The sequence below is a fragment of the Synechococcus sp. LTW-R genome, from assembly GCF_014217875.1.
In the GTDB taxonomy this organism is placed as follows: domain Bacteria; phylum Cyanobacteriota; class Cyanobacteriia; order PCC-6307; family Cyanobiaceae; genus Vulcanococcus.
This window is the reverse complement of sequence record NZ_CP059060.1, coordinates 1,218,286-1,244,992: the sequence shown is the minus strand read 5'-3', so window position 1 is coordinate 1,244,992 and position 26,707 is coordinate 1,218,286. Positions and strand designations below refer to the sequence as shown.

Below are 26,707 nucleotides of genomic sequence, written 5' to 3'. Positions count from 1 at the left end.
TCAGCCATTAAAAAAGCCCCCTTGCGGGGGCTGGGCTGGATCAGGCCTGGGCCGGCTCGTCCTGTTGTGGAACACCCCGCAGGGTGAGGTTGATGCGACCGCGGTTGTCGATCTCGCGGACGCGCACGGTGACGTGGTCACCCACCTTGACGACGTCTTCCACCTTCTCCACGCGGGCTTCGCTGAGCTGGGAGATGTGGATCATGCCTTCCTTGCCGGGCAGGATCTCGACGAAGGCGCCGATGGGGATCACGCGGGTGACGGCACCGCTGAAGACTTCGCCTTCAGAGACGCGACGGGTGAGGCCTTCGATGATGCGCTGGGCTTCCTCAGCCGCTGCACCGTCGTGGCTGGCGATCGTGACGATGCCGCCGTCCTCGATGTCGATCTTGGTGTTGGTGCGCTCGGTGATGCCCTTGATGGTGCGGCCGCCGGGGCCGATCACGGTGCCGATCAGCTCGGGGTCGATCCGGAAGCTGAGCAGGCGAGGGGCGTGGGGGCTCAGGACATCGCGGGGCTTGTCGATCGCCGCGAGCATCTTCTCGAGGATGTGCAGACGGGCCGGGCGGGCCTGGTTGATGGCCTCAGCCACGGTCTTCACTTCGAGACCGGTGATCTTCATGTCCATCTGAAGGGCCGTGATGCCCTTCTCGGTGCCGGCCACCTTGAAGTCCATGTCGCCGAGGAAGTCCTCGATGCCTTGGATGTCGGTCAGGATCCGCACCTCGGAGCCCTCCTTGATCAGGCCCATGGCGGCGCCGCTCACGGGGGCCTTCAGGGGCACGCCGGCATCCATCAGGGCCAGGGTGCTACCGCAGACCGAACCCATCGAGGTAGAGCCGTTCGAGCTCAGGCATTCCGACACCACGCGAAGCACGTAGGGGAAGCTCTCTTTGCTGGGCAGGACGGGGATCAGAGCCCGCTCCGCCAGGGCACCGTGGCCGATTTCGCGGCGGCCGGGGCTGCGCATCGGGCGCGTTTCGCCGACGGAGTAGGGGGGGAAGTTGTAGTGGTGGAGGTAGGTCTTCTCGTTGGACGGGTTCAGGTCGTCCATCTCCTGGGCGTCGCTCGGGGTACCGAGGGTGGCGCAGGAGAGCACCTGGGTCATGCCGCGCTGGAACAGACCGGACCCGTGCACGCGCTTGGGCAGCACACCGGCGGCGGCGCTGATCGGACGCACCTCGTCGAGGTTGCGTCCGTCCACGCGCTTGCCGTCCTGGACGATCTGGGCGCGCATCAGCTTTTTGGTGAGCGCCTTGTAGTTGTTGCCCAGGGCCTTGCCGTTGCTGCTGACGGCCACCTTCACGGCGTCGTCGTCCTTGAGGCCGCTGATCTTCTCAGCTGCCTGGGCCTTGATCGCATCGAGCTGCTCGTCGCGCTCGGCCTTGGTCAGGCTGAACTGCTTGAGGACACCGCCGATGCCCTTGCTGCACTCCTTCTCCAGGAAGCTGGGCAGGGTGGCGTCGACGGTCTGGGCCTCGGGGATCACCTGCTCGATGCCGAGCTCCTTGAGCAGGGTCTGCTGGACCTTGATCAGTTCGCAGACGGCCTCGTAGCCGAAGTCGATCGCTTCGATGACGTCCTGCTCGGGCAGCTGGTTGGCGCCCGCTTCCACCATGATCACTCCCTGGGGGGTGCCGGCGACCACCAGATCCAGCTCGGAGCGCTCGATCTCGCGGTAGCTGGGGTTCAGGATGAAGTCATCACCCAGCAGGCCCACCCGCACGGCGGCCATGGGGCCGTTGAAGGGGATCTTGGCCAGCAGGGTTGCCAGGGAGGCGCCCGTCACCGCCAGGACATCGGGCGGAACCCGCTCATCCAGGGACATGCAGGTGGCAACGACCTGCAGGTCATCCCGCAGCCAGCTGGGGAACAGCGGGCGCATCGGGCGGTCGATCAGGCGCGCGATCAGGGTGGCGCGCTCAGGGGGACGGCTCTCGCGGCGCATGAAGCTGCCGGGGATGCGACCCGCGGCGTAGAGGCGCTCCTCGTAGTCGCAAATCAGCGGGAGAAAATCGATGCCCTCACGGCCGCCGGAGCGGGTGGCAGTGACGAGAACAGAGGTATCTCCGCATTCGACCATCACGGAACCCCCGGCTTGCGGGGCGAACCGACCTGTGGTCAGCCGGATCTCCCGACCATCGAAGGAGACCGACTGAGTGTGACCTTGCACGTGGGCTTATGTCTTGTTTGTTGTCAAGAGCAATTCTTGCATCTGAGCCCGAAGACGTGCGGAAAACAGGCGCAATCTCTTCCGGAATGCCACAACGCAGGCCGGCAACAAAAAAGGCGCCTTGCGGCGCCTTGGGGTCGATCAAAGGATCGTGAAGCTCACCAGGAGGACTTGACTACGCCGGGCAGTTCGCCTTTGTGGGCGCGCTCCCGCAGCTGGTTGCGGCACAGGCCGAAATCGCGGTACACACCACGGGGCTTGCCGGTGGCCCAGCAACGGTTGCGCAGACGCACGCGGGCGCTGTTGCGGGGCAGGTTCTGGATCTTGCGGTGGATCTCCAGGCGCTCCATCGGATCGCCAGCGGCTTCGAAGGCGGCCATCAGAGCTGCGCGCTTCGCGGCGTAGCGATCAACAAGCTTTTGGCGCTTGACGTCGCGCGCAATCATCGACTTCTTCGCCATGCGGCCTGGATCTCGTTAGCAATGACTAGAAAGACTACCTCTTAGCGTCCCAGCAACTGCTGGACCGCCGCCAGCTGGCTGGTGTCCTTGACGATCAGGACGACGCTGAGGCCCACGAGCAGGACAAAGCCCGACTGCATGAAGGCCATCTGGAACTTCTCGGGCAGGGGTTTGCGGCGCAGACCCTCCAGCAGCAGCAGGACAAACTGCCCGCCATCGAGCATCGGCAGGGGCAGGGAATTCAGCACCGCCAGGTTGATCGAGATCAAGGCGGTGTAGAGGAAGAGGCTGCTGCCGCCCTGCTTGGCCAGGGAGGCCCCCATCTCAACGATCTTCACCGGACCGGAGACCTGGCCCGCGGTTTCACCGAAGTGGGTCACCAGGGTCACAAAGCCGTCCACCGTCCGCTTGGTCAGCAGGGCGAGGTCGTGGTTGGCCTGTTTGATCACCTCGATCGGACTGCGGGGCCGGCGGAAGGCCTCGCTGCCGCTCGGTTGCAGTTGGGCGCCGATGCGGCCGATGCCGCTCAGATCCGCCGGGGTCAGCTTGAGCTCGAGGGCCTGGCCTTGGCGCTCGGCGCGCAGGCGCAGGGTTTGATCCGGGGCGCCCTTCACCAACTCCACCAGTTGGCTGACCGCGGTTTGGCCGCCCCCGAGGTCGCGGCCGTCCACCGCCAGGATCCGATCGCCCGCCTTGAGGCCGGAGGCCGCCGCCGCCTGGCCCTGTTGAACACCGGAGACGAGGACGCCGGGGGTGGCGCTGAAGCCGGCCGGGATGCCGACGAAGGCGCCCTGGGCGAGGAGCACGGCCCAAGCGAGCAGCAGGTTGGCGATCACGCCAGCGGCGATCACCAGGGCTCGCTGGTGCAGGGGGCGATTGCTGAGCAGGTCCGGGTCGTCGGACGGGATAGTGCTGTCCTCGTCGTCATCGGGGAAGGAGACGAATCCCCCCAGGGGGATCGCCCGCAGGGCGAACTGCACCCCCCGCCGCTGCTTCTCGAGCAGCACCGGGCCGAAGCCCACCGAGAACCCACTGACGCGGATGCCCTGCCAGGTGGCCGCAAAGAAGTGCCCGGCCTCATGCACCACGATCAGGCCGGCCAGGATCGCCAGAGCCGTCAGGACGCCCATCCCTGCAGATCCAAAGTGCGTCCATTGTGGGGGGGAAGGCACGGCCATAGCGTTGGGTGACCGTGCGCCCCGCCTGATTCCGGCTCCATGAGTGAACGCTGCGATGCCCTCTTGGTGGGCGCCGGGATCATGGGCGCCACCCTGGCGAACCTGCTGAGGCAGCTCGATCCCAGCCTGAAGGTGGTGGTGCTGGAGCGGCTCCCCCAACTTGGCTGCGAAAGCAGTGGGCCGATGAACAACGCCGGCACCGGCCACGCCGCCAACTGCGAGCTCAACTACACCCCGGAGGCCGCGGACGGCTCGATCCCCACCGGCAAGGCCCTGGCGATCAACGCCTCCTATGAGCGCAGCCTGGAGTTCTGGAGCTCCCTGGTGGAGAGCCAGCAGCTCAGTGATCCCGCCGGTTTCATTCGCGCGGTGCCGCACCTCAGCTTTGTTTGGGGGCAGGCCAACGTCGATTACCTGCGCCGCCGTTTTGACGCTCTGCAGGCGGCGCCCCAGTTCGCCGACATGGCCTGGAGCACCGATGCGGAGCAACTGCGGGAGTGGATGCCCTTGGTCATGGCCGGCCGCCGCCTGCACCAACCCCTGGCGGCCACCCGGGTGGCCCGCGGCACCGACGTGAACTTTGGGTCCCTCACCCGGGCCCTGCTGAAGGGCGTCGATCTGCGCTTGGGTCAGCCCGTGCTCGGGCTCGAGCGGGGTGGCGTTGGTTGGCGGGTGCAGACCAGCTCCGGTGAGCTGGAGGCACCGTTTGTCTTCCTCGGGGCCGGGGGCGGCAGCCTGCCGCTGCTGCAGCGCTCCGGCATCCCCGAGGCCCGGGTCTACGGCGCCTTCCCGGTCAGCGGCCAGTGGTTGGTCTGCCGCAACCCCAAGGTGATTGAGGCCCACAACGCCAAGGTCTATGGCAAGGCTGCGGTCGGGGCGCCGCCGATGTCCGTGCCCCACCTGGACACCCGCTGGATTGATGGCCAGCGGGCGCTGCTCTTTGGTCCCTACGCCGGGTTTAGTACTCGCTTTTTGAGGCAGGGCTCCCTTTGGGATCTGGGGCGCTCGATCAAGCCCTACAACCTGCTGCCGACCCTGCAGGTGGGGGCCAAGAACTTTGATCTGGTCCGCTACCTGGTCGGGCAGGTCGTCCAGCGCCCGAAGCAGCGGATCGACAGCCTGCGGGACTTCCTGCCCGAGGTGAACGCCAACGACTGGGAGCTGGCGGTGGCGGGCCAGCGGGTGCAGATCATCAAGCAGGTGGATGGCCGCGGTTGCCTGCAGATGGGCACCGAGGTGGTGAGCAGCGCCGATGGCTCCCTGGCGGCCCTACTGGGAGCCTCCCCCGGCGCCTCAACGGCGGTGGACACGATGGTGCAGGTGCTCCAGCGCTGCATGGGCGAGCGCTTCAGCAGCGAGGCCTGGCAGCAGAAGCTGAAGGCCCTGATTCCCTCCTGGGGTGAGGAGCTGGGGGCGAGCGCCGAGCGCCTGGCCGAGATCCGTCAGCGCAGTAACGGCCTGCTGGGGCTGAACGCCTAGGCGGCGGGGATGGTCTCGGCGCCGAAGTAGGGCACGAGGGCCGCGGGGATCTTGATCGAGCCGTCGATCTGCTGGCCGTTCTCCAGCAGGGCCGCCATGGTGCGGCCCACCGCCAGGCCACTGCCGTTGAGGGTGTGCAGTAGCTGGGTGGTCTTGCCCTCCTTGCAGCGGATGGCGGAGCGGCGCGCCTGAAAGTCGCCGCAGACCGAGCAGCTGGAGATCTCGCGGTAGGCGCCGGCCCCGGGCAACCAGACCTCGAGGTCGTAGGTGCGGGTGGCGGAGAAGCCCATGTCTCCGGTGCAGAGCTCGATCTTGCGGTAAGGCAGCTCCAGGGCTTCAAGGACGGCTTCGGCGTCCGCGGTGATCTGTTGGTGGGCGTCCGCGGAGTGGTCGGGGTGGCAGAACCAGTAGAGCTCCACCTTGTTGAACTGGTGCAGGCGGATGAGGCCCCGGGTGTCGCGGCCGTAGCTGCCGGCCTCGCGGCGGAAGCAGGGGGTGTAGGCGACGTACTTGAGCGGCAGTTGCTCGGCGGGGATGACCTCACCGCGGTGCAGGGAGGTGACGGGCACCTCAGCGGTGGGGGTGAGCCAGAGGTCGTCTTCTGCGCAGCGGAAGCTCTCCTCGGCGAATTTGGGCAGCTGACCAGAGCCGGTGAGGCTGGCGCTGTTGACCATGATCGGCGGCAGGACCTCGCGGTAGCCCTTGCCGCCGTGCAGGTCGAGCATGAAGTTGATCAGTGAGCGTTCGAGCCGCGCCCCGAGACCCATCAGGGTCACAAAGCGGCTCTGGGCGATGCGCACGGAGCGCTCGGTTTCAAAGAGGCCAAGGCGCTCGGCGATCTGCCAGTGCTCTTCGAGCCAGTCCTTCTTGGCCCGGGGGCTGCCCCAGGTTTTGATCTCGACGTTGTCGTTTTCGTCCTTGCCGTCGGGGGCCTCGGCGGAGGGCAGGTTGGGCAGGGTCAGCAGCTCCTCGCGGAGCTTGGCCTCGAGGGTCTTCTCTTCCTCTTCAAGGACCGCGACCTGCTGCTTGATCCGGTTGCCTTCGTCCCGCAGGGCCTGGACTTCGGGGCTGTTGGGGGCCGAGCCGCCCTTGATCTTGAGGCCCACCTCCTTGCCGATGCGGTTGCCTTCGGCTTGGAGGTTGCTGCGCTTTTCTTCGAGGTCGCGCTCTTGGCGCGCCATCAGTTGAAGGCCCGTGAGATCGAGCTTCATGCCGCGTCGCCCGAGCTGCTCGGTGATCAGCTCAGGGTTCTCGCGCAGCAGGCGCTGATCCAGCACGGGCCCAAGGGTTCGACAGTGGGCTGAGCCTACGGGGAGGGGCTCAGAGCACCTGGACGACTTCGCTGACTTCGGGGATGGCTTCGCGCAGCTTGCGCTCGATGCCCATCTTCAAGGTCATGGTGCTGCTGGGGCAGGAGCCGCAGGCGCCCTGCAGGCGCACCTTCACGATCGGGCCGTCGATTTCCACCACTTCCACGTTGCCGCCGTCGGCCATCAGATAGGGACGGAGCTCATCGAGGGTGCGCTCGACGTTCTCGATGGTGAGGGCGCGGGGATCGGCGTTTTCGGTGGCCGCTGCTGCTGGGGTTTCGGTACTCATCGCGCTGAGACGGTGTTGCGCCGAGCTTAGGAACGTGGGGCCGCTCCCTAGGATCAGGGCCGTCCGAGCCGGGACTCTCACCAGCGCATGACCGACGTCCCCGCTTCACGGATCCGCAATTTCTGCATCATTGCCCACATCGACCACGGGAAGTCGACCCTGGCCGATCGCCTGCTCCAGGACACCGGCACGGTGGCGGTCCGGGACATGCAGGAGCAGTTCCTGGACAACATGGAGCTCGAGCGGGAGCGGGGGATCACGATCAAGCTCCAGGCCGCGCGCATGGAGTACAAGGCGGCCGACGGCGAGACCTACATCCTCAACTTGATCGACACCCCCGGTCACGTTGACTTCTCCTATGAGGTGAGCCGCTCCCTGCAGGCCTGTGAAGGCGCGCTGCTGGTGGTGGACGCCAGCCAGGGCGTTGAAGCGCAGACCCTGGCCAACGTTTATCTGGCTTTAGAGAACGACCTGGAGATCATTCCGGTCCTCAACAAGATCGATTTGCCAGGCGCCGATCCCGATCGGATCAGCGAAGAGATCGAAGCGATCATTGGCCTGGACTGCACCGGGGCGATTCCCTGTTCGGCCAAGAGCGGCTTGGGCGTGCCCGAGATCCTGCAGGCCGTCGTGGACCGAGTGCCCCCGCCGCCGGATCGGGTGCAGGAACCCCTTCGGGCGCTGATCTTTGACTCCTATTACGACCCCTACCGCGGGGTGATCGTCTACTTCCGGGTGATCTCGGGCTCGATCAGCACCAAGGACAAGGTGCTGCTGATGGCCAGCAAGAAGACCTATGAACTCGATGAAGTCGGGGTGATGGCCCCGGACCAGCGCAAGGTCGACAGTCTCCAGGCCGGTGAGGTGGGCTATCTGGCGGCCTCGATCAAGGCCGTGGCCGATGCCCGCGTCGGCGACACGATCACCCTGGTTAACAACCCTGCTGAGGCGCCGCTGCCGGGTTACACCGAGGCCAAGCCGATGGTGTTCTGCGGCCTATTCCCGACCGACGCCGACCAGTACCCGGACCTGCGCGATGCCCTCGACAAGCTGCAGCTCAGCGATGCGGCCCTGAAGTACGAGCCGGAAACCAGCAGCGCGATGGGCTTCGGCTTCCGCTGCGGCTTCCTGGGTCTCCTGCACATGGAGATCGTTCAGGAGCGTCTGGAGCGCGAGTACAACCTCGATCTGATCGTCACCGCGCCCTCGGTGATCTATCAGGTGAACATGCTCGACGGGCAGACCTTGATGGTCGACAACCCGGCGACGCTGCCCGATCCCCAGAAGCGCGAATCGATCGAAGAGCCCTACGTGAAGCTCGAGATCTACACGCCGAACACCTACAACGGCACCCTGATGGAGCTCTGCCAGGAGCGCCGCGGTGAGTTCATCGATATGAAGTTCATCACCACCGAGCGGGTGACCTTGCACTACGAGATGCCCCTGGCGGAGGTGGTGACGGACTTCTTCGATCAGATGAAGTCGCGCACGAAGGGCTACGCCTCGATGGAGTATTCCCTGATCGGCTACCGCAAGAACGATCTGGTGCGCCTGGATGTCTTGATCAACGCCGAGCGGGCTGATCCCCTGACGACGATCGTGCACCGCGACAAGGCCTACAACGTGGGTAAGGGTCTGGTGGAGAAGCTCAAGGAGCTGATCCCCCGCCAGCAGTTCAAGATCCCGATCCAGGCCTCCATCGGCAGCCGGGTGATCGCGTCCGAGAGCATCAGCGCGATGCGCAAGGACGTGCTTGCCAAGTGCTACGGCGGGGACATCTCCCGGAAGAAGAAACTGCTGCAGAAGCAGGCCAAGGGCAAGAAGCGGATGAAGGCGATGGGCAAGGTCGAGGTGCCCCAAGAGGCCTTCATGGCCGTGCTGAAGCTGAACCAGTGATGCGGCGCGTTCTGGCTCTGGCGGCCCTGCTGGCCGCCTCCACTGGTCTCGCTCCGGCCATCGCTGCTCCCCAGGAGCCATATCCGGCCCTTCAGCTCACCACGGGAGCCGATGTCTGGAGCATCCCCTACGCGGCGCTCGAGCAGTTCATCAACGAGGGCACCTTCAGTGACCAGCGCTTGATGCAGCTGGTGATCCGCTCGGGTTGGCCCGAAGCCGACCTGCGGGTGGCCCTGGCCAAGCCCTACAGCGTGGATTACCTCGCCCTCTCGCGCTTCTTGAACTCCAAGGCGGGCGAGGCGTTTCTGGTGCAGCAGAGCCAGGCCTACAAGCCGCTGAAGTCCAGCGGAAAGGTCGGGATTGAAGCGCTGCGCTACGCGATTCTCGAGAACGCCAAGTCCGGCACGCTGTCGGCGATGGGGATCCTGAAGCAGCTGCCGGTGCCGATGGCCTTCAACCTGAGCGGCCCGCCGATCGTGCGTTGCTCGTCGCTGCCCTGCGACAAGCCGGAGCAGTGCCGCTCGGTGCTGAGCTGGTGGATCTTCCTGCCGGCCTGCCTCCAGGCCGCGGCAATGAACGGCTGATCAGCCCTGGCGGTTGATCTGATCGCGGGCGAGCAGGGCCCGCTCTTCGGCGCAGTAGTCGCGTCGGCCCAGTTGGTGGGCGCTCTTGCTGAAGTTGGTCTGGGCCTCGAGGCGCAGCACAGCGATGTCGTAAAGCCGTTCTTCTGTGAGCTGGTCATCCGCAAGGAGCTGCTGACGACGGCCGCGAGCATCGCCGAGGCGATCATCACTTCAGGAAGGCTGTAACCAGAACCCATTCCGCGGGCAGCCGATCCATCCCCAAGCAGGAGTCGGCGCCGGGCTTTTGGTGGCTGGGCGGCCGCTGCCGACTACCCAGGAAGGGGAAAGGCGTGTCATGGGGCCCCTCAGACGAGCTTGAGGTTGTAGCGCTGGATCTCGACCGGCTGGTCCTGATTGGCGATTACGGCGATCAGGTCATCCCCCTCTCCAACGAGGTCATCGCTGTGGCTTAAGGGTCAGTTCTGATCGGACTTGATGCCGCGTAGGGCATCCCAGGCCTTCTCCACCGCATCGGTCAGCAGGCTGATCACGGGTTTGTTGCGCACGATCAGATTCACCGAGACGCTTTGGCCGGGTCGTACCTGGTAGCGCTTCCCGTTGCGCTCGAGGTACTGCTGCTTGAGCACCACCAGGGCAGGAAAACGGGGCTGCGGGTGCTGCTGATCGGCCGGCAGCACTTCTGTCCCGATTGATTTGAGAACTCCAGGTATGTTCCCGAATTGGGTGAAGGGGTAGGCATCGACACGCACCTGAGCGGGCATGTCTCGCTTAACGAAGCCCACATCGGCGTTGGTCAAGAAGACCTTGGCTTCCACGGCCCCATCCGGGACCACCTTCAGCAGAGTCTCGCCACTGGCGGCCGCATAGCCGGGGCTAGCCGGCATCAGGTCAAATACCCGGCCCTTCAGGGGGGAGCGCAGGGATTCGTATTCGCTCGCTTTGCGGGTTTCCGTGAGCTGTCGCTCGATGTTGCCCAGCTCCTTGAGGCTTTCCTGCTTGGCCTTTAGGGCTTCTGACTGCACCTCCCGGCGGTTCGCTTCGGTTTGTGCGATCTCTGATTGCAGTTCCTGGAGGCGGTTTTTTTGCTGCAGGAACTGGACGATCTGGATCCCGCCCTGCTCGGCCAAGGGGGCGATGCGTTTGAGGATCTCCCGCTCTGTGTTGGCCGTGGCCTTCAGGCTCCTGGTCTTGGCGGCCAGGCTCTCTTCCCGCGCCTTGAAGGCCAGGTTTTGCTCGCTGAACCGGCGCTTCTCAAGTCGTTCCTGTTCCTCGAGTGAGCGCAGACGATGGTCGTTGACCTCGGGATCGAACTGGAGCAACACCTGGTCCTTCTCAACCAGCTGCCCTTCCTTGACGGGGATCGCGCTGACGACCCCCGGTGCGGGCGCCTTGATCGGCCGTTCGGCCCCTAGGGCCTGGAGTTCGCCGGTGGCGGTGACGACCTCATCAATCCGGGCGATGCAGGCGTAGACAATCCCAAAGCCCACGCTGCCGACCATCGCCCAGAGCAGGGCCCGGGCCCAGGTGGGGGCTGCCCTGTAACGCACTTCTTGGTGCTCCAGCGGCGAGATTGAACTCCTGGACTGGGGGACCAGAGATTGGTCGTCTGGTGTACTCATTCGAGTCCTGCTTCCTGCTGTTGGTACAACGTCGCGTAGCGCCCGGCCAGGGCCATCAGCTCGCTGTGGGTCCCTTGCTCCACCACGGCGCCTTGGTGCATGACGAGGATTCGATCGGCATGACGCAGGCTGCCGAGACGATGGGTGATGAACAGCACGGTGCTGCCGTGGTAAACCTCGGCGAGGTTGCGTGTGACCTGGCGCTCGGTGTCCACATCGAGCGCGCTGGTGGCCTCATCCATGACCAGCAGCCGCGGGCGTTTGAGCACCATCCGGGCGATGGCCATGCGTTGGCGCTGGCCACCGGAGAGGGCTGCCCCCCGCTCACCGACCGAGCTGCTGTAGCCGGCCGGTAGGGCCTGGATGAAGTCGTGGGCACAGGCCACCTGGGCTGCGCCGGAGATCTCCTCGAAGCTCGCCTCGGGCCGGGTCAGGGCGATGTTGGCCTGCACGGTGCCGTCAAAGAGCAGGCTGTCCTGCGGCACGACGCCGATCTGGGAGCGCAGGGAGTAGAGATCCACCTTGGAGATGTCGTAGCCGTCGACGCGGATCGTTCCCTCCAGCGGATCAAAGAGCCTGGTGAGCAGCTTCAGCAGGGTGCTCTTGCCGGAGCCGCTGCTGCCGACGATGCCGACGAACTCCCCGTGCTTGATCTCAAAGCTGACGTTCAGCAGCTGCAGCGGCCCGCTGCTGGCGAAGCGGAAATTGACGCCCTCGTAGGTGATCGCGCCCTGAATGGGTGGCAGCGGCGGCAGGTTCTCGCCGGCGATCTCGATCTCCTCGCGGTGGTCGACGATGTCGGACAACCGCTCCAGCGAAAGCGCTGTTTCCTGGAAGTTCTGCCAGAGGCCTGCCAGCCGCAGCAGGGGGCTGGTGACATAGCCCGAGAGGATCCGGAAGGCGATCAGTTGCCCCAGGGTGAGTTGCCCCTTGAGCACCAGGGTCGCGCCTATCCAGATCACGAGCAGGCCCGAGATCTGCTCGAGGAATTGGCTGGCGGAGCCGGCTGCGGTGCTGGTGACGGTGTTGCGGAAGCCGGCCTGGATCTGGCCGCCATAGAGCTGCTCCCAGCGCCACTCGCTGGGCAGCTCCATCCCTTGGCCCTTCACGGTCTCCATGCCGGAGAGGGTTTCCACGAGATGGCTCTGGACCCGAGCATTGGCCTCGGCCTGCTGGCGCAGTTGCCGGCGGATGACCGGCGCTACCCCCATGGTCAGGGCGACAAAGAAGGGCAGAACGGCAAGGGCCCAGAAAGTCAGCTGCACTGAATAGAGCAGCATCACGCCGATATAGATCACCGAGAAGACCGCATCCAGCAGCACCGTCAGTGCGGTGCCGGTGAGGAAGCGACGTATCTTCTCCAGCTCGGAGATGCGGCTGCTGACTTCGCCCACCGGCCGCTTTGCGAAATACCCCAGGGGCAGCCGCAGCAGGTGGTGAATGATCGTGGCCCCAAGCGAGATATCGATCCGGTTGGTGGTGTCCGAGAAGAGGTAGGTGCGCAGGGCGCCCATAAGGGCCTGGGCGAAGGCCATCGCCACCAGCAGGGTTCCGAGCACGTTGAGGCTGGCGAAATTTCCCTGGCTGATGACCGCGTCGATGATTTGCTGGATTAGCAGCGGGTTGAAGAGCCCCAGCAGCTGCACGAAGAAGCTCGCCACCACCACTTGGATGAGGCTGTTGCGGTGCTTGCGGATGGCCGGGATGAACCAACTGAGGCCAAAACGGGCCTTGGGGGTGCTGGCGTTGGCCTCCAGATAGAGCAGCCGAATCGCCTCACCCTGGCTCTGGCGCAGGAGCTCGTCGCAGGAAACCCATTGCTGGCCGCGAAGGGGATCGCCGACGAGCAGTTGACTGTTCCGCTGCTGCCAGAAGACGACCGGATGGCCGTTGAGGACGCATAAGGCCGGTAACGGCAGGCGCTCCAACAGTTGAGTGCCGGAGGGTTCGAGCGGCGTGCAGCGCAGGCCGAGTAGATCGCAGATGGCCGCCAGTTGCTGCAGGCCGAGTCCCGCGTTCCCGGCCCGTTGGAGCTGGTCGTCGAGCACCCGCCGCAGGACATCGCGGCGGAAGGGCAGATCGAAGTGCCGCGAGAGCATCCGCAGGCATGCCAGGGGCTCCTCGACGGGGCCTGTGCTGTTGTGCTGAGGAAAGGTGCCGTCATCCCGCAGCCGCCCGTACCAGTCTTCAAGGGCCTCCCGCTGGAGCTGCAGGCTCGGGGTGGGCTCACTTGGGGCTGGTGCCACCTGGCTGCTCGGTTCCTGTTGGCGCTGGGGCGGCCAGTGGGCTGGGACCGGTAATAAACGCGCTGGGAGACGGCCCAGCACGGTGAGCTTGGCGGCCCCCTGCAGCAGGGTGCCCGGGGTCTTGCCTTCGATGTTGCCGCTGCTGATCAGCCAGCGACCGGCGGCATCGTTGAGCGGCTGCTCTCCCGGGGGCAGTAGCTCAACCTTGAGCCCTGCACTGCACTCCTCGCGGGCCCATTGCAGCAGCTCTTGGGGGGGCGGCAGCCGTGGGTCATTGAGGGATGCCGTTACTGCGTAGAGCTCAGCAGGTTGGAGCCCCCGGAAGCCGCGGAGCAGCGCCGGATGCTGCTGAACCAGCTGCAGGAAGAGCTCGGCCGGTAGGAGAGAGGCATGCACTGCCGTGGAGGCCGCAAGGGCCTGGCCGGGGATTCCACGGAGCAGTAATTCAGCGCCAACAAGTTGGCCGCTGTTGTAGCGCTCCAGGGTGAAGAGTTCATTGCGCTGATCTATCCCCAGTAGGCGAAGTTGTCCCTGCTGGAGGTAGAGAACGCCGGGGGGTAGGTGCTCAAAGTCGTAGAGCATCTCGCCGGGCTGCAGGCTGATGCTCCGCAGCTGCGGTTGCAGTTGCTCCTGCAGGTCTTGAGGAAGGGACGAGAGGGGCCCCCAGCCTTCAAAGAGCCGTATAGGAGGAGCATCTACCATGGCTCATACCTTATGCAGAGTCTTGGGGATTGTCTCGGGTTGGGTTGGAAAGTTCCAAGAGCTGCTTGAGATGCTGGTCGCCCAGCTCCAGAGCGAGCTGTTGGGCCGTTTTGGTATCGAGCTCGGTTGCATGGAGTTGGTTAAGGCGCACCACGATCCACCAGTTCTCTAGCTGCTTCGGGGACCAGAGCTGGCCGGGGCTGCTGACCTGCAGGAGTCGGGCCAGGACCGGGTGGGGTTGCTGCATGGGGACCGGACCGAGTTGGCCGCCGCTGTTGCGCTCGGGGCCGGCTGAATACTCGGAGGCCACCTGCTCGAAGGTCGCTTCCCCTTCCTTGATGCGCAGATAGAGCTCCGTCGCGAGTGTCCTCTCTCGTACGCGAAGCAATGAGTAGCTCACGTGATCCAGCTGTGATTTTCGCTTGAGGTAGTAGCTGGTGATTTGGTCTTTGAACTGTCCTTGGCACCACTGCTGCCAGAGCCAGGGTCGTGTGATCAGCTTAGTCCAGCTTTCTTCATTGAGGCCTTGCTGATTAAGCCATCCGTGGAGCGCTCTCTGATTAGGGATGCCATGAGATTGGAGCCATTGTTTTTGCAATGTCTCTAACTGATTGGCATCGGGTGGTCTTACCTCGTGGATGAGCTGGTCAATGCATGACTCACGCTGCACTTGTTGCAGCAAGCCCCAGCCGGCGAGCTGCTCCAAGGTGACGACCGTTAGTGGTGTGCTCATGAGCCCGGCATAACCAAAGGTTCAGCCCTGCGGTGGACCTTATCGCGGGCGAGCAGGGCCCGCTCTTCGGCGCAGTAGACCCGCTGCCCCATTTGGTGGGCGCTTTTGCGGAACTTGGTCTGGGCCTCGAGGCGAAGGTTCTCGGTGCAGCGGCGGTAGAGCTCGGCCCCCAGGCCCTCCAGCTCGGCGGCCAAGGGCTCGCGGATGCGCGGATCGTCGTCGACCACGGCCACCAGGCGTGTCATGGCACCACGGCCTTCGGGGCCCCGGGTTTGAGCAGGAAGCCCACGCCGCGCACCGTTTGGATCAAGGTCGGCTGCCCCTCGGGCTCGAGCTTGCGGCGCAGGTAGCGCACGTAGACATCCGAGACGTTGCTGTCGCCGACGAAGCCTTCGCCCCAGACGCTGTGGAGCAGCTGCTCGCGGCTCTGGACCCGCCCCGGTTCGCGCATCAGCTCCCGCAGCAGGCTGAATTCCGTCAGGCTCAGGTGGATTGCGGCCCCGCCTCGGCTGACCTCATGGCTGGCGGTGTTCAGCACCAGGTCGTCAATCTGCAGCAGGCCGGACTCGCTGTTCGTCCCGCGCCGGGCCAGGGCCCGTAGCCGCGCCAGGAGCTCTTCGATCGAGAACGGCTTCACCAGGTAGTCGTCCGCCCCCGCATCAAGGGCCTCGACCCGATCAGCCACGGCATCACGGCCGGTGAGCATCAGCACCGGCACCCCGAGTCCGGTGGAGCGCAGCCGTTGGCAGACCTCGACGCCGCTGAGGTCCGGAAGCATCCAGTCCAGGATCACCAGCTCTGGTTTCTCGTGACGAATCGCCAGTAGGGCATCCATGCCGCTGGCGGCGCTCTGGACCGCGTAGCCCTCTTCGCCGAGCTCCAGCTCCAGGAGCTGCCGCAGTTTTGGATCGTCGTCCGCGACCAGCAGGCGGGTGGCTTGGCTGCCTGGGGCCATCGGTGGCATGGTGTGCCGCAATGACTCCCCCTGTCTTACCCACATCTGCGGCATCGCGCCTTCTCGCCTGGCGCCCCCGCAGCCTCGCGGCCCGGATGGCCCGCTGGGGTGTGGTGATCGTCCTGGTCTATGCCCTGGTGGCGGTGCTGACGCCGCTGTTCATTCACCTGGGTCTGCTGCCTGAGGTGAATGGCGGGCTGGAGAACCCGATCTATGCGCCGCCGTCCTGGCAGCACTGGTGCGGCACGGATCGCCTCGGCCGCGACGTCTGCAGCCGCACCCTGGCGGGCAGCGGGGTAGCCCTCCAGGTCGTGGTGGTGGCCCTGATTTCGGCCCTGGTGATCGGCGTACCCCTGGGGATGGTCAGCGGTTATCTCGGTGGCTGGCTGGACCGGGTCCTGGTGCTGCTGATGGACACGCTCTACACGCTGCCGGTTCTGCTCTTGTCGGTGGTGCTGGCTTTCTTGCTGGGCAAGGGCCTGCCCAATGCCGCCGCCGCCCTCTGCGTCGTCTACATCCCGCAGTACTTCCGGGTGGTCCGCAACCAGACCGCCCAGGTGAAGGCGGAGCTCTACGTGGAAGCGGCCCGCTCCCTGGGGGCGAGCCCCTGGTGGATCCTGCGCCGCTACCTCTTCCGCAACGTCATCACCTCGGTGCCGGTCCTGCTGACCCTGAACGCTGCTGATGCGGTGCTGGTGCTTGGTGGCCTGGGGTTTCTGGGGCTGGGGCTGCCGGAGACGGTGCCGGAGTGGGGCAGTGATCTGCAGCAGGCCCTCAATGCCCTGCCCACCGGGGTCTGGTGGACGGCCCTCTACCCCGGTGTAGCGATGTTTGTTCTCGTGCTCGGGCTCTCGTTCCTTGGGGAGGGGCTTGAGAGTTGGTTAAGCGGCAGCAGCAACAACCTGCGCTCGGAGCAGTAGGGGTTAACTCAGGCTTTTTTGTAGGGCTTCTTTGGCCAAGACATTCAGGCTTTTCCCCTGGGCCTCGGCCTCCAGGCTGAGTTGTTCGTGCAGATCCGGTGGGATGCGCAGGTTGAACTTGCCCGAGAACTGTTTGCGGGGAGCGATGCCGCGTTCCCTGCAGACCTCGAGATAGACCTCAAGGGACTGCTTGAACTCGCGTCTCAGTTCATCGGGATTGGAGCCGTAGAACTCGGCCCCGCCGCTCTGACCAAGGATCTCGCCACGGAATTGATCGCTCTCCGGGTTGTAGGTGATCCGGGCTTGATAACCATCCAGGGACATCAAGGTCATGGATGCACTCCTTGGTCTTCGAGCTATTGGCGGATGGCGGCAACAGCGCCTTTGTCGGTGTCGGGTGAGGTATGGGGCCTGTGGAAGACCCGAATTTCACCGAAGAGAACAACGGCGACTCGGCTGCCAGCCCGCTCGCTGATCTCACCCCCCAGCTCTTGGAAGAGAGCCTCGATGTCTCGCCACGGGACGCTGCCACTGACAGGACGGGAGTAGATCAACTCAAGAGTGCGCCGGTGACGCCGCCTCAAATCCATGGTACTGAGCTTTGGTACCAGAGTCGATGCCTCTGGCGGGTCTGGGCTCAGCGTTCCCGCCGGTAGATCAGTAGCGCAGCTTCAGGGTGCGGGGGAGGTCCTCCGCGATCTCGCCCTCCTCGGTCAGGGCCGGGTAGGGGCGCCCCTCGCGGCGGCACCAGTCCGCCACCTGGGGGTAGGACCACTCGAAGAGGATGCGCTGGTAGGAGTCCTCGCCCCCTGGGATCCCCTCGCCGGCGCTCGGAACCTTGCTGGCGCGCTCCCGTTGGCGCAGGGCTTCAAAGAGCAGGGTGGCCGCGGCGACGCTGACGTTCAGGCTCTGGACCATCCCGGTCATCGGGATGAAGACCGGCTGATCCACCAGGGCCAGGGCCTCATCGCTCATGCCCCACTTCTCCGCCCCCATCAGGAAGCAGCTGGGACCGGTGAAATCGCAATCGCGGTAGTCCACCGCATCGACGCTCAGGTGGGTTCCGTAGATGCGGAAGCCTTGGTCCTTGAGCCCCTGCAGACAGCTCTCGATGCTCGGGTGCGGGTGCAGTGGCACCCATTTCTGGCTGCCCTTGGCGGTGTTGTTGAACGTGCGCGGCCGGCCGGGCAGGCTCACGACATGGGCCTCGAGCACCCCGACGGCGTCGCAGGTGCGCAGGATCGCCGAGAGGTTGTGGGGCTTGTCCACCTGCTCCATCACCACCGTTAGATCGCCCATCCGGTGGTTCAGCACCGAGCGGAGGCGCTCAAAGCGGCGGGGAAGCAGCGGCATCGGCGAGGCAGGGGCCAACATCCATCGTGTCTGATGGCCGTTCGCAGCCCATGGACCGGAGCTTTGATGAGCGGGTCTGGCAGGCCGTGGCCCAGATCCCGCCAGGACGGCTGGCCACCTATGGCCAAATCGCGGAGGCGATCGGCGCCTACGGCTGCGCCCGCCAGGTGGGCTGGGCCCTGCGCCGCCTGCCGCTGCCATCCGAGGTCCCCTGGCAGCGGGTGGTCAACGCCAAGGGCTGCATCTCCTTGAGCCTCAGCCGCGAGGGCTCCGACTGGATGCAGCGGGACTTGCTGATCGCCGAGGGCATTCCCGTCGATGCGCAGGGCCGGCTCCCCTTGGCCGAGTTCCGCTGGTCGCCGGGCGCTAGTTGTGGGGGATGAGCAGCACCCCTCCTGGATTGGCCTCCCGTCAGGTCGCATGGCAGGTGCTGCAGGCGGTCGCGGCCGGTGCCTACGCCGACGGCGCCCTCGAGCGGGAGCTGGGGCGCGCGGACCTCTCTGCCCCCGACCGGGGCCTCGCCACGGAACTGGCCTACGGCGCGATCCGTCAGCGGCGTCTCCTGGATGCCTGGTTGGATCAACTCGGTAAGGTGCCCGCGGAGCGTCAGCCCCCCAAGTTGCGCTGGCTGTTGCACCTGGGGCTCTATCAGCTGCTCAGCAGTGACCGCATTCCCGCCTCCGCGGCGGTCAGCACCACAGTCGAGCTCGCCAAGCGCGGCGGTTTGAGCCGACTGGCCCCGGTGGTCAACGCCATGTTGCGGGCCGTCCTGCGCCGCCAGGAGGCCGGCGAAGCCCTGCCTTTGCCGAGTGATCCCGGGGCGGCCCTGGCCATCCGCCAGTCCCTGCCGGATTGGCTCGCGGCGGGCCTGCTGCAGTGGCAAAGCCCCGAGCAGGCCGAAGCCTTCGCGCTGGCCTGCAACACCCCTCCGGCCCTGGACCTGCGGGTCAATCACCTGCGCGCCACCCCGGAAGCGGTTCAGGCCGCCTTGGCGGCGGCGGGGGTGGTCGCCGAGCCGATCGAGGGCCTAGCTGCGGGCCTGACCATCAAGGGCCGCTCCGGTGATCTGCGGCATCTGCCCGGCTACGACGAGGGTCACTGGTGCGTGCAAGACCGATCGGCTCAGCGGATTGCGCCGTTGCTCGATCCCAAGCCGGGTGAGCGGGTGCTCGATGCCTGCGCGGCCCCGGGGGGCAAGAGCACGCACCTGGCGGAACTGATGGGCGATCAAGGTCAGGTGCTGGCCCTCGACCGCGGTGAGGCGCGTTTGCGCCGGGTGGTCCGCAACAGCGAACGCCTGGGCCTGGGCTGCATTGAGACCCGCTACGGGGATGCCGTCGCCTTGGCGTCGGAGGCGCCGGATCTGGTCGGTCAATTTGATGCCCTCTTGATTGATGCACCCTGCTCGGGGCTGGGCACTCTGGCGCGCCATGCCGATGCCCGCTGGCGGATCGACCCCGGCGCCATTGCGGACTTGGTGACCCTGCAGCGGCAGCTCCTGGAGGGGCTGCTGCCCATGCTCAAGCCCGGCGGTCGCCTGGTCTATGCCACCTGCACGGTCCATCCCGAGGAGAACGGCGAGTTGCTCGAGACGTTCCTCAAGGATCACAACCAGCTGCGGCTTGAGCAGAGCTGGCAGCTCTGGCCGGGACAACTGGCCGGGGCCGGTGATGGCTTCTTCGCGGCGCGGCTCGCCCTGGCCTAGGGGTTCGGCGTGCTGCGGCGCCGATCCAGCAGATCGAAGCGGCAGTCGACGTAGCGCGGGTTGGTCTGCATGCTCCCGCAGGGGTCTTGGCGCTTCGCGGGGCGAACCGGAGCCGGCGTACTCACGCTGGGCTGACTGGGGGCTGTGGGTGCCGTGGTCTCCTCCGTGGTTTCCTCCAGCGGGGTCTCCTCGTCTTCCGGCTTCACCAATTTGAGGTTCTTGGTGAGGGCCTTGAGGGGGTTGAACTTGCCCTTCAGCACCGGCTTGGGCGGGAACTGCTCCACCGGCAGCTCCTTGAGGATCGGAGCCATGTATTCCGACCACGCGATGACGGCGCGGGAGCTGGTGCTCTTGGTCTCCTTGTTGTTGTCGTAGCCGAGCCAGAGGCCGGTGACGAGCTGGGGCACGCCGCCGATGAACCACAGGTCCCGGCCTCCTTCGGAGGTGCCCGTTTTGCCGGCGGCGGGTCGGCCGGGGGGAACCGCGCCGTAGCCCGTGCCGCCGCTGACGACCTTTTGCAGCATCCAGAGCATCGCGTCTGCGATGTCGCTGGGGATAACGCGCTTGCCCTGATCGCCGTTGACCCTCCGGCTCCAAAGCAGTTCGCCGCCTGGTCCGAGGATTTCTTCAAACGGGGTGGGCTTGATGTACACCCCGCGGTTGAAGACACCCGCATAGGCCGCGGTCATATCCAGCACGGTCTGCTCGGTGGCGCCCACCCCCAGCGGGTAGAAGCGACCCAGCCCCTTGGTGATCCCGAGGCTGTTCGCCGTGGCGATCACCTTGTCGAAGCCCACTTGCTTCAGCAGGCTCACAGAGACCGTGTTCAGGGAGTTCTGCAGGGCCTTCCAGAGCGGAACGGTGCCGAAGTACTTGTCCTTGAAGTTCTTCGGGCAATAGCCGCCGTAGCAGACCTTGCGGTCGGTGATCTTGTCCTCCGGCTTCATGCCCTCCTTGAGGGCCGAGAGGTAGACGAACAACTTGAAGGTGGAACCCGGTGAGCGCAACGCCTGGGAGGCGCGGTTGAACTGGCTGTCGTTGAAGTCCTTGCCGCCCACCATCGAGCGCACCAGACCCGTGCCGGGCTCCATCGACACCACGGCCCCTTCCATGGCCCCTGGGGTGTGGCGATTGATCGTGCTTTGGGCCTTCTCCTGCCAGTCGATGTTCAAGCTGGTGCGGATCGTCAGGCCGCCCACCTCCAGCTGTTCCTTAGAGAGGATCGAGGGGAGTTCCTGCGCGACCCAGCTCGTGAAGTAGGGCGCGCGGCTGGTGAAGTACTTCGGCTCCGCCGGCTTGAGCAACAGCGGTGAGCCATTGGCGCTCGCAAACTGCAGATCGTCAATGAAGCCGGCTTCGCGCATCCGGCGCAGCACGATGGTCCGGCGCTGCAGGGCCAGATCGGGATTGACAAGGGGCGAGTAGATCGAGGGGGCCGGTGGCAAGCCCGCAATCAGGGCGGCCTCCGGCAGGTTCAGCTCCGAGGGGGTCTTGGAGAAGTAGATCCAAGCCGCATCGGAGACCCCGTAGGCCCCTGCTCCGAGATAGACGTAGTTCAGGTACTGCTGAAGGATCTGTTCCTTGCTCAGTTGGCGCTCGAGCTTTCCAGCGAGCAGGGCCTCCTTGAGCTTGCGGATGATCGTGCGGTCCTGGCTTAGGAAGACCGTCCGGGCCAGCTGCTGGGTGATCGTGCTGGCCCCCTCTTCGACCGAGCCGCTGGAGATGTTGCGTACCATCGCACGGCTGATCCCGATGGGATCGATCCCGTCGTGTTGGTAGAAGCGCCGGTCCTCAGCCGCGATGAAGGCCCGCTGCACCAGCAGGGGCATCTGGCCGGTGACCAGCTTCTCTCGCGTCGCGGGACCCAGCTTCTGGATGACCTGGCCATCGCTGGCCAGCAGGGTCAAGGTGCCCGGGCGGTTGTAGCTGCTGACGCCGCGCACGTTCGGCAGCAAGCTGTCGACGCCGCGGGTGACGACCGTCTGGGTCAGCCCCACGGCCAGACCGGCGCCCGCTCCAACGAGACCGGCTGAGATCAGCTGCCGCCGGCGCCGTTGCTTCACATCACCACCAGGTCGCTGTGCCCAATCGCCAGAGCGGTGACAAGCATGCCGAGCACCAGGAAGGGCTGGGCACTGGCCTGGTACTTGACGTCAAAGGCCACTGGATCGCGCAGCAACCAGATGTCCTGGAAGGTGATCTGAGGAACGATCAACAGCACCAGCAGCACCGCAGCGAAATGTTGGCCGATGGCGATCAGAACCGCCACCATCGCGAGCTGGAAGACATCGATCATCCCGGCGCTGATCCAGCTGGCCTTCTCAGTACCAAAGGCCACTGGGAGGGACTGGAGGCCCAGGGCACGGTCGCCCTCAACGCTCTTGAAGTCATTCACCACCGCAATGCCAAGACCGGCCAGGGAGTAGGCCAGGGTCAGGATCGCGGTGGTCCAGGTCAGGTGACCAAAGAGGGCCTGCCCCGCCCACCAGGGCAGCGCGATGTAGCTGGCCCCGAGTGCGTAGTTCCCAAGCCAGCCGTTCTGCTTGAGCTTGAGCGGGGGAGCTGAATAGATGTAGCTGACAAACGAGCCTCCCAGGGCGAGCAGGAAGAGCACCGGGGTGTCGTGCCCGGCCCAGAGGTCGAGGCCGTAGGCCACACCGAGGCCAGCCAGCAGCAGGACCCAGATCTGGGCTTTGACCTGCCAGAGGGGAATGGCTCCAGAAGGAATCGGCCGGTAGGGCTCGTTGATCGCGTCGATTTCGCGGTCGTAGTAGTCGTTGATGGTCTGGGTGAACCCAGCCAGCAGCGGGCCACTCATCACCATGCAGGCGATGGAAGCGCCGACCTCAGAGAAGGTCCAGTGGAAGTTCCCGGAGGCCGCTGCTCCACATAGAACCCCCCAGATCAAGGGAATCCAGGTGACCGGCTTCATCAACTGAAGACGGATCTTCCAGATGGTGGTGGTGCCGCTGGCACCTTTCATGCCCAGCAGCTGCCGGGCACCGCCACCAGTGGCGGCGGTGGGGTTGGGGGATTCGCTCACGAACGGGGGCTTCAGGCGGCGGTGATCTCGTCGTCGAAGAACCAGGTGGTGGTGCCGTTGCTCAGCTCAACCACCACACCGATGCCCTTGCCGTCGGTGACCTTGAAGTCCTTGACGGTGCCGGTGGCATCGCTTTGGAGGGCGGAAACCAGGTCGGCGGGGATGCGATCGCGCACCCGGGTGACCCGCACCTTCGAGCCGACGGTGATGGCAGCCTGGGACATGTCCGGCGCGACGAAAAAGTGGCGTCAGGCTAACCCGCTGCAAGCCTTGCCCCCATGGTCGCCAAACGGATCATTCCCTGCCTCGATGTGGCCGATGGCCGGGTGGTCAAGGGGGTGAACTTCGTCGGCCTGCGAGACGCCGGCGATCCCGTCGAGCTGGCCTGCCGCTACAGCGCCTCCGGGGCCGACGAGTTGGTCTTCTTGGATATTGCCGCCAGCCACCAGGGGCGGGCCACCTTGGTGGACCTGGTGCGGCGCACCGCCGAGGCGGTCACGATCCCCTTCACCGTCGGCGGCGGCATCAGTTCGGTGGAGGGCATCACCGAATTGCTGCGGGCCGGGGCGGACAAGGTGAGCCTGAACTCCTCGGCGGTCCGCGATCCCGAACTGGTGGCCCGCGGCGCCGAACGGTTTGGTTGCCAGTGCATCGTCGTGGCCATCGATGCCCGCCGCCGCGAGGGCGGCTGGGACGTCTATGTGAAAGGTGGGCGTGAGAACACCGGTCTGGATGCGGTCGAGTGGGCCCGGCGCGTGGTGGAGCTCGGTGCGGGCGAGATCCTGCTGACGTCCATGGATGGCGATGGCACCCAGGCCGGCTATGAGCTGAACCTGACCCGGGCGGTCGCGGACGCGGTGGATGTGCCGGTGATCGCCAGCGGTGGTGCCGGGTGCATCGACCACATCGCCCAGGCCCTGGATGCCGCAGCGACTGGCGGGCACGCCTCGGCAGCCCTGCTGGCCTCGCTGCTGCATGACGGGGTGCTGACGGTGGAGGAGATCAAGACCGACCTGCTGGGCCGTGGCCTCACCATTCGGCCCCTCGAGCGGGGGTCGCGCGCCGCTTAACCCGCCGTTACAGTCGTCTCAGTTTTCGGTACCACACCAGTGCTGGCCCTCGATCAGAGCCACTCCCCAGTGCTGGCAGGAGCCATTGTGCTTGTGGTGCTGGCCATGGTTGCTTGGGCCCTGCAGCTGATGCAGGCGGCCAGTGACCGCAAGGAATTCTCCTTGATGCTTGCCGGTTGCATGGTTTGCTCGGCGGCCATCGGCTTGGCCACGGTGATGGTGATGACCTTCACCACTGCGGATCGACTTGAAGCCCAGGGCTACTTCTCGGCGCTCGAGACCAATCAGTCCAAATTGATGGCAGCAGGTGTCAGCCTCGACTCGATTTCGTTGCCCTGGGATGCCGCCGAGCCCTGAGCCCTCTGCTGCGATTCCGCCCGGAAACCCCGACGCAGTCCGTGAGCTGTTTGACCGGATTGCTCCCGAATACGACCGGCTGAATGACCTGCTCAGCCTGGGTCTGCATCGCCTCTGGAAGCGCCAGGCGGTGGCCTGGCTGCAACCGGTGCCGGGGCAGCGGTTGCTGGACCTCTGCTGCGGCACGGGCGACTTGGCATTGCTGCTGGCGGAGAAGGTCCGGCCCGCCGGTTTGGTCCTTGGATTGGATGCGGCGGCGGCGCCGCTTGTGCAGGCCCGGCGGCGGGCCTCCCATTGCCCCTGGTTGCCGCTGGAGTTCCGCCAGGCCGATGCCCAGGCCACGGAGCTCGCCGATGGCTGGGCCGATGGTGCGGTGATGGCCTACGGCCTGCGCAACCTGGCGGATCCCGCGGCTGGGCTGCAGGAATTGCGTCGTTTGCTCCGTCCCGGCGGGCGGGCGGCTGTTCTGGATTTCAACCGGGCCCTCGATCCCCAGGGGATGACGGCTCAGTTCCAGCGCTTCTATCTGCGGCAGCTGGTGGTGCCCCTGGCGAAGCGGGCAGGCCTGGAAGCCCAGTACGCCTATCTGGAGGACAGCCTGGCGCGCTTCCCGACCGGTCCCCAGCAAGAGCAGTTGGCTCGGGATGCCGGCTTCAGCCAGGCCCAGCATCAGCTGCTGGCGGGCGGGCAGATGGGGCTGTTGCAGCTGATCGCCTAACGATGCAGGCCAACCATGAGCTGGAGCGCTGCCGGGAGATCCGCGGTTTTGAAGCCCTGGTTGGCGCCTTGGGCTACGACTCCGTGGCCGATTGGCTGGCGCGTTGGGCGGCCATCGATGGACTGTCCTTGGCCCGCGAGGCCTGGCCCGTTGGGGTGGATCCCCGCTGGATTGCCTCGGTGGGGTTGCCCCTGCTGGATCACGTGCAGCAGTCCCCGCCTGGCTCCCTGCTGGGTTTGGCGGCGATGCCGGGCTGCGGCAAATCCACCCTCTGCGCCTGGCTCAAGGCGGCAGCGGCCCGCTTGGGGATGGCCGTTGAGGTGGTCTCTTTGGACGACTTCTATTTCCCAGGCATGCAGCTGGAGTCCGCGATGGCCGGTAACCCGTGGCAGACGCCCCGGGGTATTCCGGGAAGTCACGATGTCGTGCTCTTGCTCCGGGCGTTGCGCCAATGGCGCGACGAGGGGACCTGCGCGGTTCCTCTGTTTGACAAGGCTCTGCGGCAGGGCCGGGGCGATCGCGCGGGCACTCGGTTGCTCAGCGCTGACCGGTTGATCCTGGAGGGCTGGTTTGTTGGAGCCGGGCCCTGGGCTGCGGCCCGGCATGGGGAGCTGAGCGCTGACCTCACGCCCCTGTCTCCGGCGGAAGTGGCCTACAGACCCGTCATCGAACGGAACTTGGCCCCCTATCAAGAGGTCTGGCGGCTCCTGGACGGTCTCTGGCAGCTGAGCCCGACCACACTTTCCACGGTGATGGCCTGGAAGCGTCAGCAGAACCAGAGCCAACAGCAACAGTCAGGGTCTGGACTGGCTGAGCAGGACCTCGAAACGATGACGCGCAGTCTTCAGGTCTGCATCCCGGAATCGGCCTTGGTGTCGGGGCGATCCGCCGATGTCGTGCTGCGGGTTGATGCCCAGCGGCAGGTGCACGAGGTTCGGCTGGCGGGCGGTTAGCGAGAATCCCCGCACGACGCACCCGGTCCAGAGCATCCGTGCATTTCCAGGACATCATCCAGACCCTGAACCGCTTCTGGGCTGAGCGGGGTTGCCTGATCCTTCAGCCCTACGACACGGAGAAGGGTGCCGGGACGATGAGCCCCCACACGGTGCTGCGGGCCATCGGGCCGGAGCCCTGGGCAGTGGCCTACCCGGAGCCCTGTCGCCGGCCCACCGATGGCCGCTACGGCGATAACCCGAACCGGGCCCAGCACTACTTCCAGTACCAGGTGCTGATCAAGCCCAGTCCGGACGCGATTCAGGAGACCTATTTGGCGTCGCTGGAGGCCCTGGGCATTCGCGCGAAGGACCACGACATTCGCTTCGTTGAGGACAACTGGGAGTCCCCAACCCTCGGTGCCTGGGGTGTGGGCTGGGAGGTCTGGCTGGATGGCATGGAGGTGACCCAGTTCACCTACTTCCAGCAGTGCGGCGGCATCGATTGCCGGCCGGTCTCGATCGAGATCACCTACGGCCTGGAGCGTCTGGCGATGTACCTCCAGGACGTGGAGAGCATCTGGGATCTCTCCTGGGATGGCAACCGCTCCTATGGCGACATCTGGTTGCCGTTTGAGAAGGGTCAATGCACCTACAACTTCGAGGCCTCCAACCCGGAGCGGCTCAAGCAGCTGTTCGCGATCTATGAGGCCGAGGCCGCGGACCTGGTGGCGAAGAAGCTGCCCGCCCCGGCCCTGGACTTCGTCCTGAAGTGCAGCCACACCTTCAACCTGCTGGAGGCCCGCGGGGTGATCTCGGTGACGGAACGCACCGCGACGATTGGCCGGATCCGTAACCTCGCCCGCCAAGTCGCCGAGGCCTGGCTGGAGGAGCGCGAAGCCCTGGGCTTCCCGCTGCTCAAGAACGAGGCGGCGGTCGCGGCCTAACGGAGGGAACGCTCACTCCAGCCGGACTGGGGTGAGG

The 26,707-nt window shown here is 65.7% G+C and carries 27 protein-coding genes; 11 read left to right on the top strand and 16 right to left on the bottom strand.

Annotated features, from left to right (window positions below; translation table 11 throughout):
- Positions 1–40: 40 nt before the first annotated feature.
- The 3 genes from H0O22_RS07030 to rseP form a co-directional block, all read right to left on the bottom strand.
- Positions 41–2,173 (bottom strand): polyribonucleotide nucleotidyltransferase, encoded by a 2,133-nt coding sequence (locus H0O22_RS07030; RefSeq protein ID WP_185186030.1) that lies wholly within the window; start codon positions 2,171–2,173, stop codon positions 41–43.
- Positions 2,174–2,331: 158 nt separating this feature from the next.
- Positions 2,332–2,634, bottom strand: coding sequence for a 30S ribosomal protein S14 (gene rpsN / locus H0O22_RS07025; RefSeq protein WP_010312910.1), 303 nt, complete (start codon positions 2,632–2,634; stop codon positions 2,332–2,334).
- A gap of 41 nt (positions 2,635–2,675) precedes the next feature.
- Positions 2,676–3,764, bottom strand: coding sequence for an RIP metalloprotease RseP (gene rseP, locus H0O22_RS07020; RefSeq protein WP_185186029.1), 1,089 nt, complete (start codon positions 3,762–3,764; stop codon positions 2,676–2,678).
- 87 nt (positions 3,765–3,851) lie between these two features.
- On the opposite strand from rseP, the gene mqo reads away from it, so the two are divergent.
- Positions 3,852–5,291 carry a malate dehydrogenase (quinone) gene (gene mqo, locus H0O22_RS07015; RefSeq protein ID WP_185186028.1) on the top strand — a complete coding sequence of 480 codons (1,440 nt, stop codon included), beginning with the start codon at positions 3,852–3,854 and terminating at the stop codon, positions 5,289–5,291.
- On the opposite strand, the gene serS is transcribed toward mqo, so the two are convergent.
- Together serS and H0O22_RS07005 are read right to left on the bottom strand one after the other, a co-directional pair.
- The gene (gene serS, locus H0O22_RS07010) at positions 5,288–6,568 is read right to left on the bottom strand and encodes a serine--tRNA ligase (RefSeq protein WP_185186027.1); all 1,281 of its coding nucleotides are present in this window, start codon (positions 6,566–6,568) and stop codon (positions 5,288–5,290) included. The two genes, mqo and serS, sit on opposite strands and share 4 nt — an antisense overlap.
- Positions 6,569–6,611: 43 nt before the next feature.
- Positions 6,612–6,890 (bottom strand): NifU family protein, encoded by a 279-nt coding sequence (locus tag H0O22_RS07005; protein WP_010312903.1) that lies wholly within the window; start codon positions 6,888–6,890, stop codon positions 6,612–6,614.
- 87 nt (positions 6,891–6,977) lie between these two features.
- Between H0O22_RS07005 and lepA the strand changes: the two genes are divergently transcribed.
- Positions 6,978–8,786: a translation elongation factor 4 gene (lepA, locus tag H0O22_RS07000; RefSeq protein WP_185186026.1), complete on the top strand. Its 1,809-nt coding sequence runs from the start codon at positions 6,978–6,980 to the stop codon at positions 8,784–8,786.
- Entirely contained in the window at positions 8,786–9,370 is a 585-nt protein-coding gene (locus tag H0O22_RS06995) for an alpha/beta hydrolase (protein WP_185186025.1), read from the top strand. Before lepA ends, H0O22_RS06995 begins: the two co-directional genes overlap by 1 nt.
- Before the next feature lie 455 nt (positions 9,371–9,825).
- On the opposite strand, the gene H0O22_RS06990 is transcribed toward H0O22_RS06995, so the two are convergent.
- From H0O22_RS06990 to H0O22_RS06970, 5 genes are all read right to left on the bottom strand, one after another.
- Positions 9,826–10,917 (bottom strand): HlyD family secretion protein, encoded by a 1,092-nt coding sequence (locus H0O22_RS06990; RefSeq protein WP_185186024.1) that lies wholly within the window; start codon positions 10,915–10,917, stop codon positions 9,826–9,828.
- 68 nt (positions 10,918–10,985) lie between these two features.
- Positions 10,986–13,937 (bottom strand): peptidase domain-containing ABC transporter, encoded by a 2,952-nt coding sequence (locus H0O22_RS06985; protein ID WP_185186023.1) that lies wholly within the window; start codon positions 13,935–13,937, stop codon positions 10,986–10,988.
- Positions 13,938–13,947: 10 nt separating this feature from the next.
- On the bottom strand, positions 13,948–14,670 hold the full coding sequence (locus H0O22_RS06980) for a peptidylprolyl isomerase (protein ID WP_185186022.1): 723 nt from the start codon (positions 14,668–14,670) through the stop codon (positions 13,948–13,950).
- Positions 14,667–14,915 carry a hypothetical protein gene (locus tag H0O22_RS06975; protein WP_185186021.1) on the bottom strand — a complete coding sequence of 83 codons (249 nt, stop codon included), beginning with the start codon at positions 14,913–14,915 and terminating at the stop codon, positions 14,667–14,669. Before H0O22_RS06975 ends, H0O22_RS06980 begins: the two co-directional genes overlap by 4 nt.
- A complete protein-coding gene (locus H0O22_RS06970) occupies positions 14,912–15,625 on the bottom strand; it encodes a response regulator transcription factor (RefSeq protein ID WP_185186020.1) in 714 nt (237 codons plus the stop codon). The genes H0O22_RS06975 and H0O22_RS06970 overlap by 4 nt, the downstream gene beginning before the upstream one ends.
- Before the next feature lie 95 nt (positions 15,626–15,720).
- On the opposite strand from H0O22_RS06970, the gene H0O22_RS06965 reads away from it, so the two are divergent.
- A complete protein-coding gene (locus tag H0O22_RS06965) occupies positions 15,721–16,545 on the top strand; it encodes an ABC transporter permease (RefSeq protein ID WP_185186019.1) in 825 nt (274 codons plus the stop codon).
- Positions 16,546–16,548: 3 nt separating this feature from the next.
- On the opposite strand, the gene H0O22_RS06960 is transcribed toward H0O22_RS06965, so the two are convergent.
- The 3 genes from H0O22_RS06960 to trmH form a co-directional block, all read right to left on the bottom strand.
- The gene (locus H0O22_RS06960; protein ID WP_185186018.1) at positions 16,549–16,878 is read right to left on the bottom strand and encodes a type II toxin-antitoxin system HicB family antitoxin; all 330 of its coding nucleotides are present in this window, start codon (positions 16,876–16,878) and stop codon (positions 16,549–16,551) included.
- Between the two features lie 23 nt (positions 16,879–16,901).
- Positions 16,902–17,135 carry a type II toxin-antitoxin system HicA family toxin gene (locus tag H0O22_RS06955; protein ID WP_255439191.1) on the bottom strand — a complete coding sequence of 78 codons (234 nt, stop codon included), beginning with the start codon at positions 17,133–17,135 and terminating at the stop codon, positions 16,902–16,904.
- Positions 17,136–17,202: 67 nt separating this feature from the next.
- Positions 17,203–17,898 carry a tRNA (guanosine(18)-2'-O)-methyltransferase TrmH gene (trmH, locus tag H0O22_RS06950; protein ID WP_185186017.1) on the bottom strand — a complete coding sequence of 232 codons (696 nt, stop codon included), beginning with the start codon at positions 17,896–17,898 and terminating at the stop codon, positions 17,203–17,205.
- 50 nt (positions 17,899–17,948) lie between these two features.
- Between trmH and H0O22_RS06945 the strand changes: the two genes are divergently transcribed.
- Positions 17,949–18,281: an MGMT family protein gene (locus H0O22_RS06945; RefSeq protein WP_185186016.1), complete on the top strand. Its 333-nt coding sequence runs from the start codon at positions 17,949–17,951 to the stop codon at positions 18,279–18,281.
- Entirely contained in the window at positions 18,278–19,603 is a 1,326-nt protein-coding gene (locus H0O22_RS06940) for a 16S rRNA (cytosine(967)-C(5))-methyltransferase (protein ID WP_185186015.1), read from the top strand. The genes H0O22_RS06945 and H0O22_RS06940 overlap by 4 nt, the downstream gene beginning before the upstream one ends.
- Here H0O22_RS06940 and H0O22_RS06935 read toward each other — a convergent pair.
- From H0O22_RS06935 to H0O22_RS06925, 3 genes are all read right to left on the bottom strand, one after another.
- Entirely contained in the window at positions 19,600–21,666 is a 2,067-nt protein-coding gene (locus tag H0O22_RS06935) for a transglycosylase domain-containing protein (protein WP_185186014.1), read from the bottom strand. The genes H0O22_RS06940 and H0O22_RS06935 overlap by 4 nt on opposite strands.
- Positions 21,663–22,586, bottom strand: a complete 924-nt coding sequence (gene chlG, locus H0O22_RS06930; RefSeq protein WP_255439573.1) for a chlorophyll synthase ChlG — start codon at positions 22,584–22,586, stop codon at positions 21,663–21,665. The genes H0O22_RS06935 and chlG overlap by 4 nt, the downstream gene beginning before the upstream one ends.
- A 71-nt stretch (positions 22,587–22,657) precedes the next feature.
- The gene (locus H0O22_RS06925; RefSeq protein WP_010312876.1) at positions 22,658–22,870 is read right to left on the bottom strand and encodes a DUF2862 domain-containing protein; all 213 of its coding nucleotides are present in this window, start codon (positions 22,868–22,870) and stop codon (positions 22,658–22,660) included.
- Positions 22,871–22,924: 54 nt separating this feature from the next.
- On the opposite strand from H0O22_RS06925, the gene hisF reads away from it, so the two are divergent.
- Genes hisF through glyQ form a run of 5 tightly spaced genes read left to right on the top strand, consistent with a single transcriptional unit; the run spans position 22,925 to position 26,670 of the window.
- Positions 22,925–23,716, top strand: coding sequence for an imidazole glycerol phosphate synthase subunit HisF (gene hisF / locus H0O22_RS06920; protein WP_185186012.1), 792 nt, complete (start codon positions 22,925–22,927; stop codon positions 23,714–23,716).
- Between the two features lie 39 nt (positions 23,717–23,755).
- Entirely contained in the window at positions 23,756–24,073 is a 318-nt protein-coding gene (locus H0O22_RS06915) for a hypothetical protein (RefSeq protein WP_185186011.1), read from the top strand.
- Positions 24,057–24,791 (top strand): bifunctional demethylmenaquinone methyltransferase/2-methoxy-6-polyprenyl-1,4-benzoquinol methylase UbiE, encoded by a 735-nt coding sequence (gene ubiE / locus H0O22_RS06910; protein ID WP_185186010.1) that lies wholly within the window; start codon positions 24,057–24,059, stop codon positions 24,789–24,791. Before H0O22_RS06915 ends, ubiE begins: the two co-directional genes overlap by 17 nt.
- A 2-nt stretch (positions 24,792–24,793) precedes the next feature.
- On the top strand, positions 24,794–25,744 hold the full coding sequence (locus tag H0O22_RS06905; RefSeq protein WP_185186009.1) for a kinase: 951 nt from the start codon (positions 24,794–24,796) through the stop codon (positions 25,742–25,744).
- Positions 25,745–25,782: 38 nt separating this feature from the next.
- Positions 25,783–26,670, top strand: coding sequence for a glycine--tRNA ligase subunit alpha (glyQ, locus tag H0O22_RS06900; protein ID WP_185186008.1), 888 nt, complete (start codon positions 25,783–25,785; stop codon positions 26,668–26,670).
- The last annotated feature ends 37 nt before the right edge of the window (positions 26,671–26,707 follow it).

Excerpts from the sequence above, each read along its gene's own strand:
- rpsN (WP_010312910.1), bottom strand. The coding sequence starts at position 2,634 with ATGGCGAAGAAGTCGATGATTGCGCGCGACGTCAAGCGCCAAAAGCTT.
- H0O22_RS06985 (WP_185186023.1), bottom strand. The coding sequence starts at position 13,937 with ATGGTAGATGCTCCTCCTATACGGCTCTTTGAAGGCTGGGGGCCCCTC.
- ubiE (WP_185186010.1), top strand. The coding sequence starts at position 24,057 with ATGCCGCCGAGCCCTGAGCCCTCTGCTGCGATTCCGCCCGGAAACCCC.
- H0O22_RS06965 (WP_185186019.1), top strand. The coding sequence starts at position 15,721 with ATGGCCCGCTGGGGTGTGGTGATCGTCCTGGTCTATGCCCTGGTGGCG.
- H0O22_RS06960 (WP_185186018.1), bottom strand. The coding sequence starts at position 16,878 with ATGACCTTGATGTCCCTGGATGGTTATCAAGCCCGGATCACCTACAAC.
- trmH (WP_185186017.1), bottom strand. The coding sequence starts at position 17,898 with ATGCCGCTGCTTCCCCGCCGCTTTGAGCGCCTCCGCTCGGTGCTGAAC.
- H0O22_RS06945 (WP_185186016.1), top strand. The coding sequence starts at position 17,949 with ATGGACCGGAGCTTTGATGAGCGGGTCTGGCAGGCCGTGGCCCAGATC.
- H0O22_RS06905 (WP_185186009.1), top strand. The coding sequence starts at position 24,794 with ATGCAGGCCAACCATGAGCTGGAGCGCTGCCGGGAGATCCGCGGTTTT.
- H0O22_RS06940 (WP_185186015.1), top strand. The coding sequence starts at position 18,278 with ATGAGCAGCACCCCTCCTGGATTGGCCTCCCGTCAGGTCGCATGGCAG.
- chlG (WP_255439573.1), bottom strand. The coding sequence starts at position 22,586 with ATGAAAGGTGCCAGCGGCACCACCACCATCTGGAAGATCCGTCTTCAG.
- rseP (WP_185186029.1), bottom strand. The coding sequence starts at position 3,764 with ATGGGCGTCCTGACGGCTCTGGCGATCCTGGCCGGCCTGATCGTGGTG.
- H0O22_RS06975 (WP_185186021.1), bottom strand. The coding sequence starts at position 14,915 with ATGACACGCCTGGTGGCCGTGGTCGACGACGATCCGCGCATCCGCGAG.
- hisF (WP_185186012.1), top strand. The coding sequence starts at position 22,925 with ATGGTCGCCAAACGGATCATTCCCTGCCTCGATGTGGCCGATGGCCGG.
- H0O22_RS06970 (WP_185186020.1), bottom strand. The coding sequence starts at position 15,625 with ATGGCCCCAGGCAGCCAAGCCACCCGCCTGCTGGTCGCGGACGACGAT.
- H0O22_RS06955 (WP_255439191.1), bottom strand. The coding sequence starts at position 17,135 with ATGGATTTGAGGCGGCGTCACCGGCGCACTCTTGAGTTGATCTACTCC.
- H0O22_RS06980 (WP_185186022.1), bottom strand. The coding sequence starts at position 14,670 with ATGAGCACACCACTAACGGTCGTCACCTTGGAGCAGCTCGCCGGCTGG.
- mqo (WP_185186028.1), top strand. The coding sequence starts at position 3,852 with ATGAGTGAACGCTGCGATGCCCTCTTGGTGGGCGCCGGGATCATGGGC.
- lepA (WP_185186026.1), top strand. The coding sequence starts at position 6,978 with ATGACCGACGTCCCCGCTTCACGGATCCGCAATTTCTGCATCATTGCC.
- H0O22_RS06925 (WP_010312876.1), bottom strand. The coding sequence starts at position 22,870 with ATGTCCCAGGCTGCCATCACCGTCGGCTCGAAGGTGCGGGTCACCCGG.
- H0O22_RS06995 (WP_185186025.1), top strand. The coding sequence starts at position 8,786 with ATGCGGCGCGTTCTGGCTCTGGCGGCCCTGCTGGCCGCCTCCACTGGT.
- H0O22_RS07005 (WP_010312903.1), bottom strand. The coding sequence starts at position 6,890 with ATGAGTACCGAAACCCCAGCAGCAGCGGCCACCGAAAACGCCGATCCC.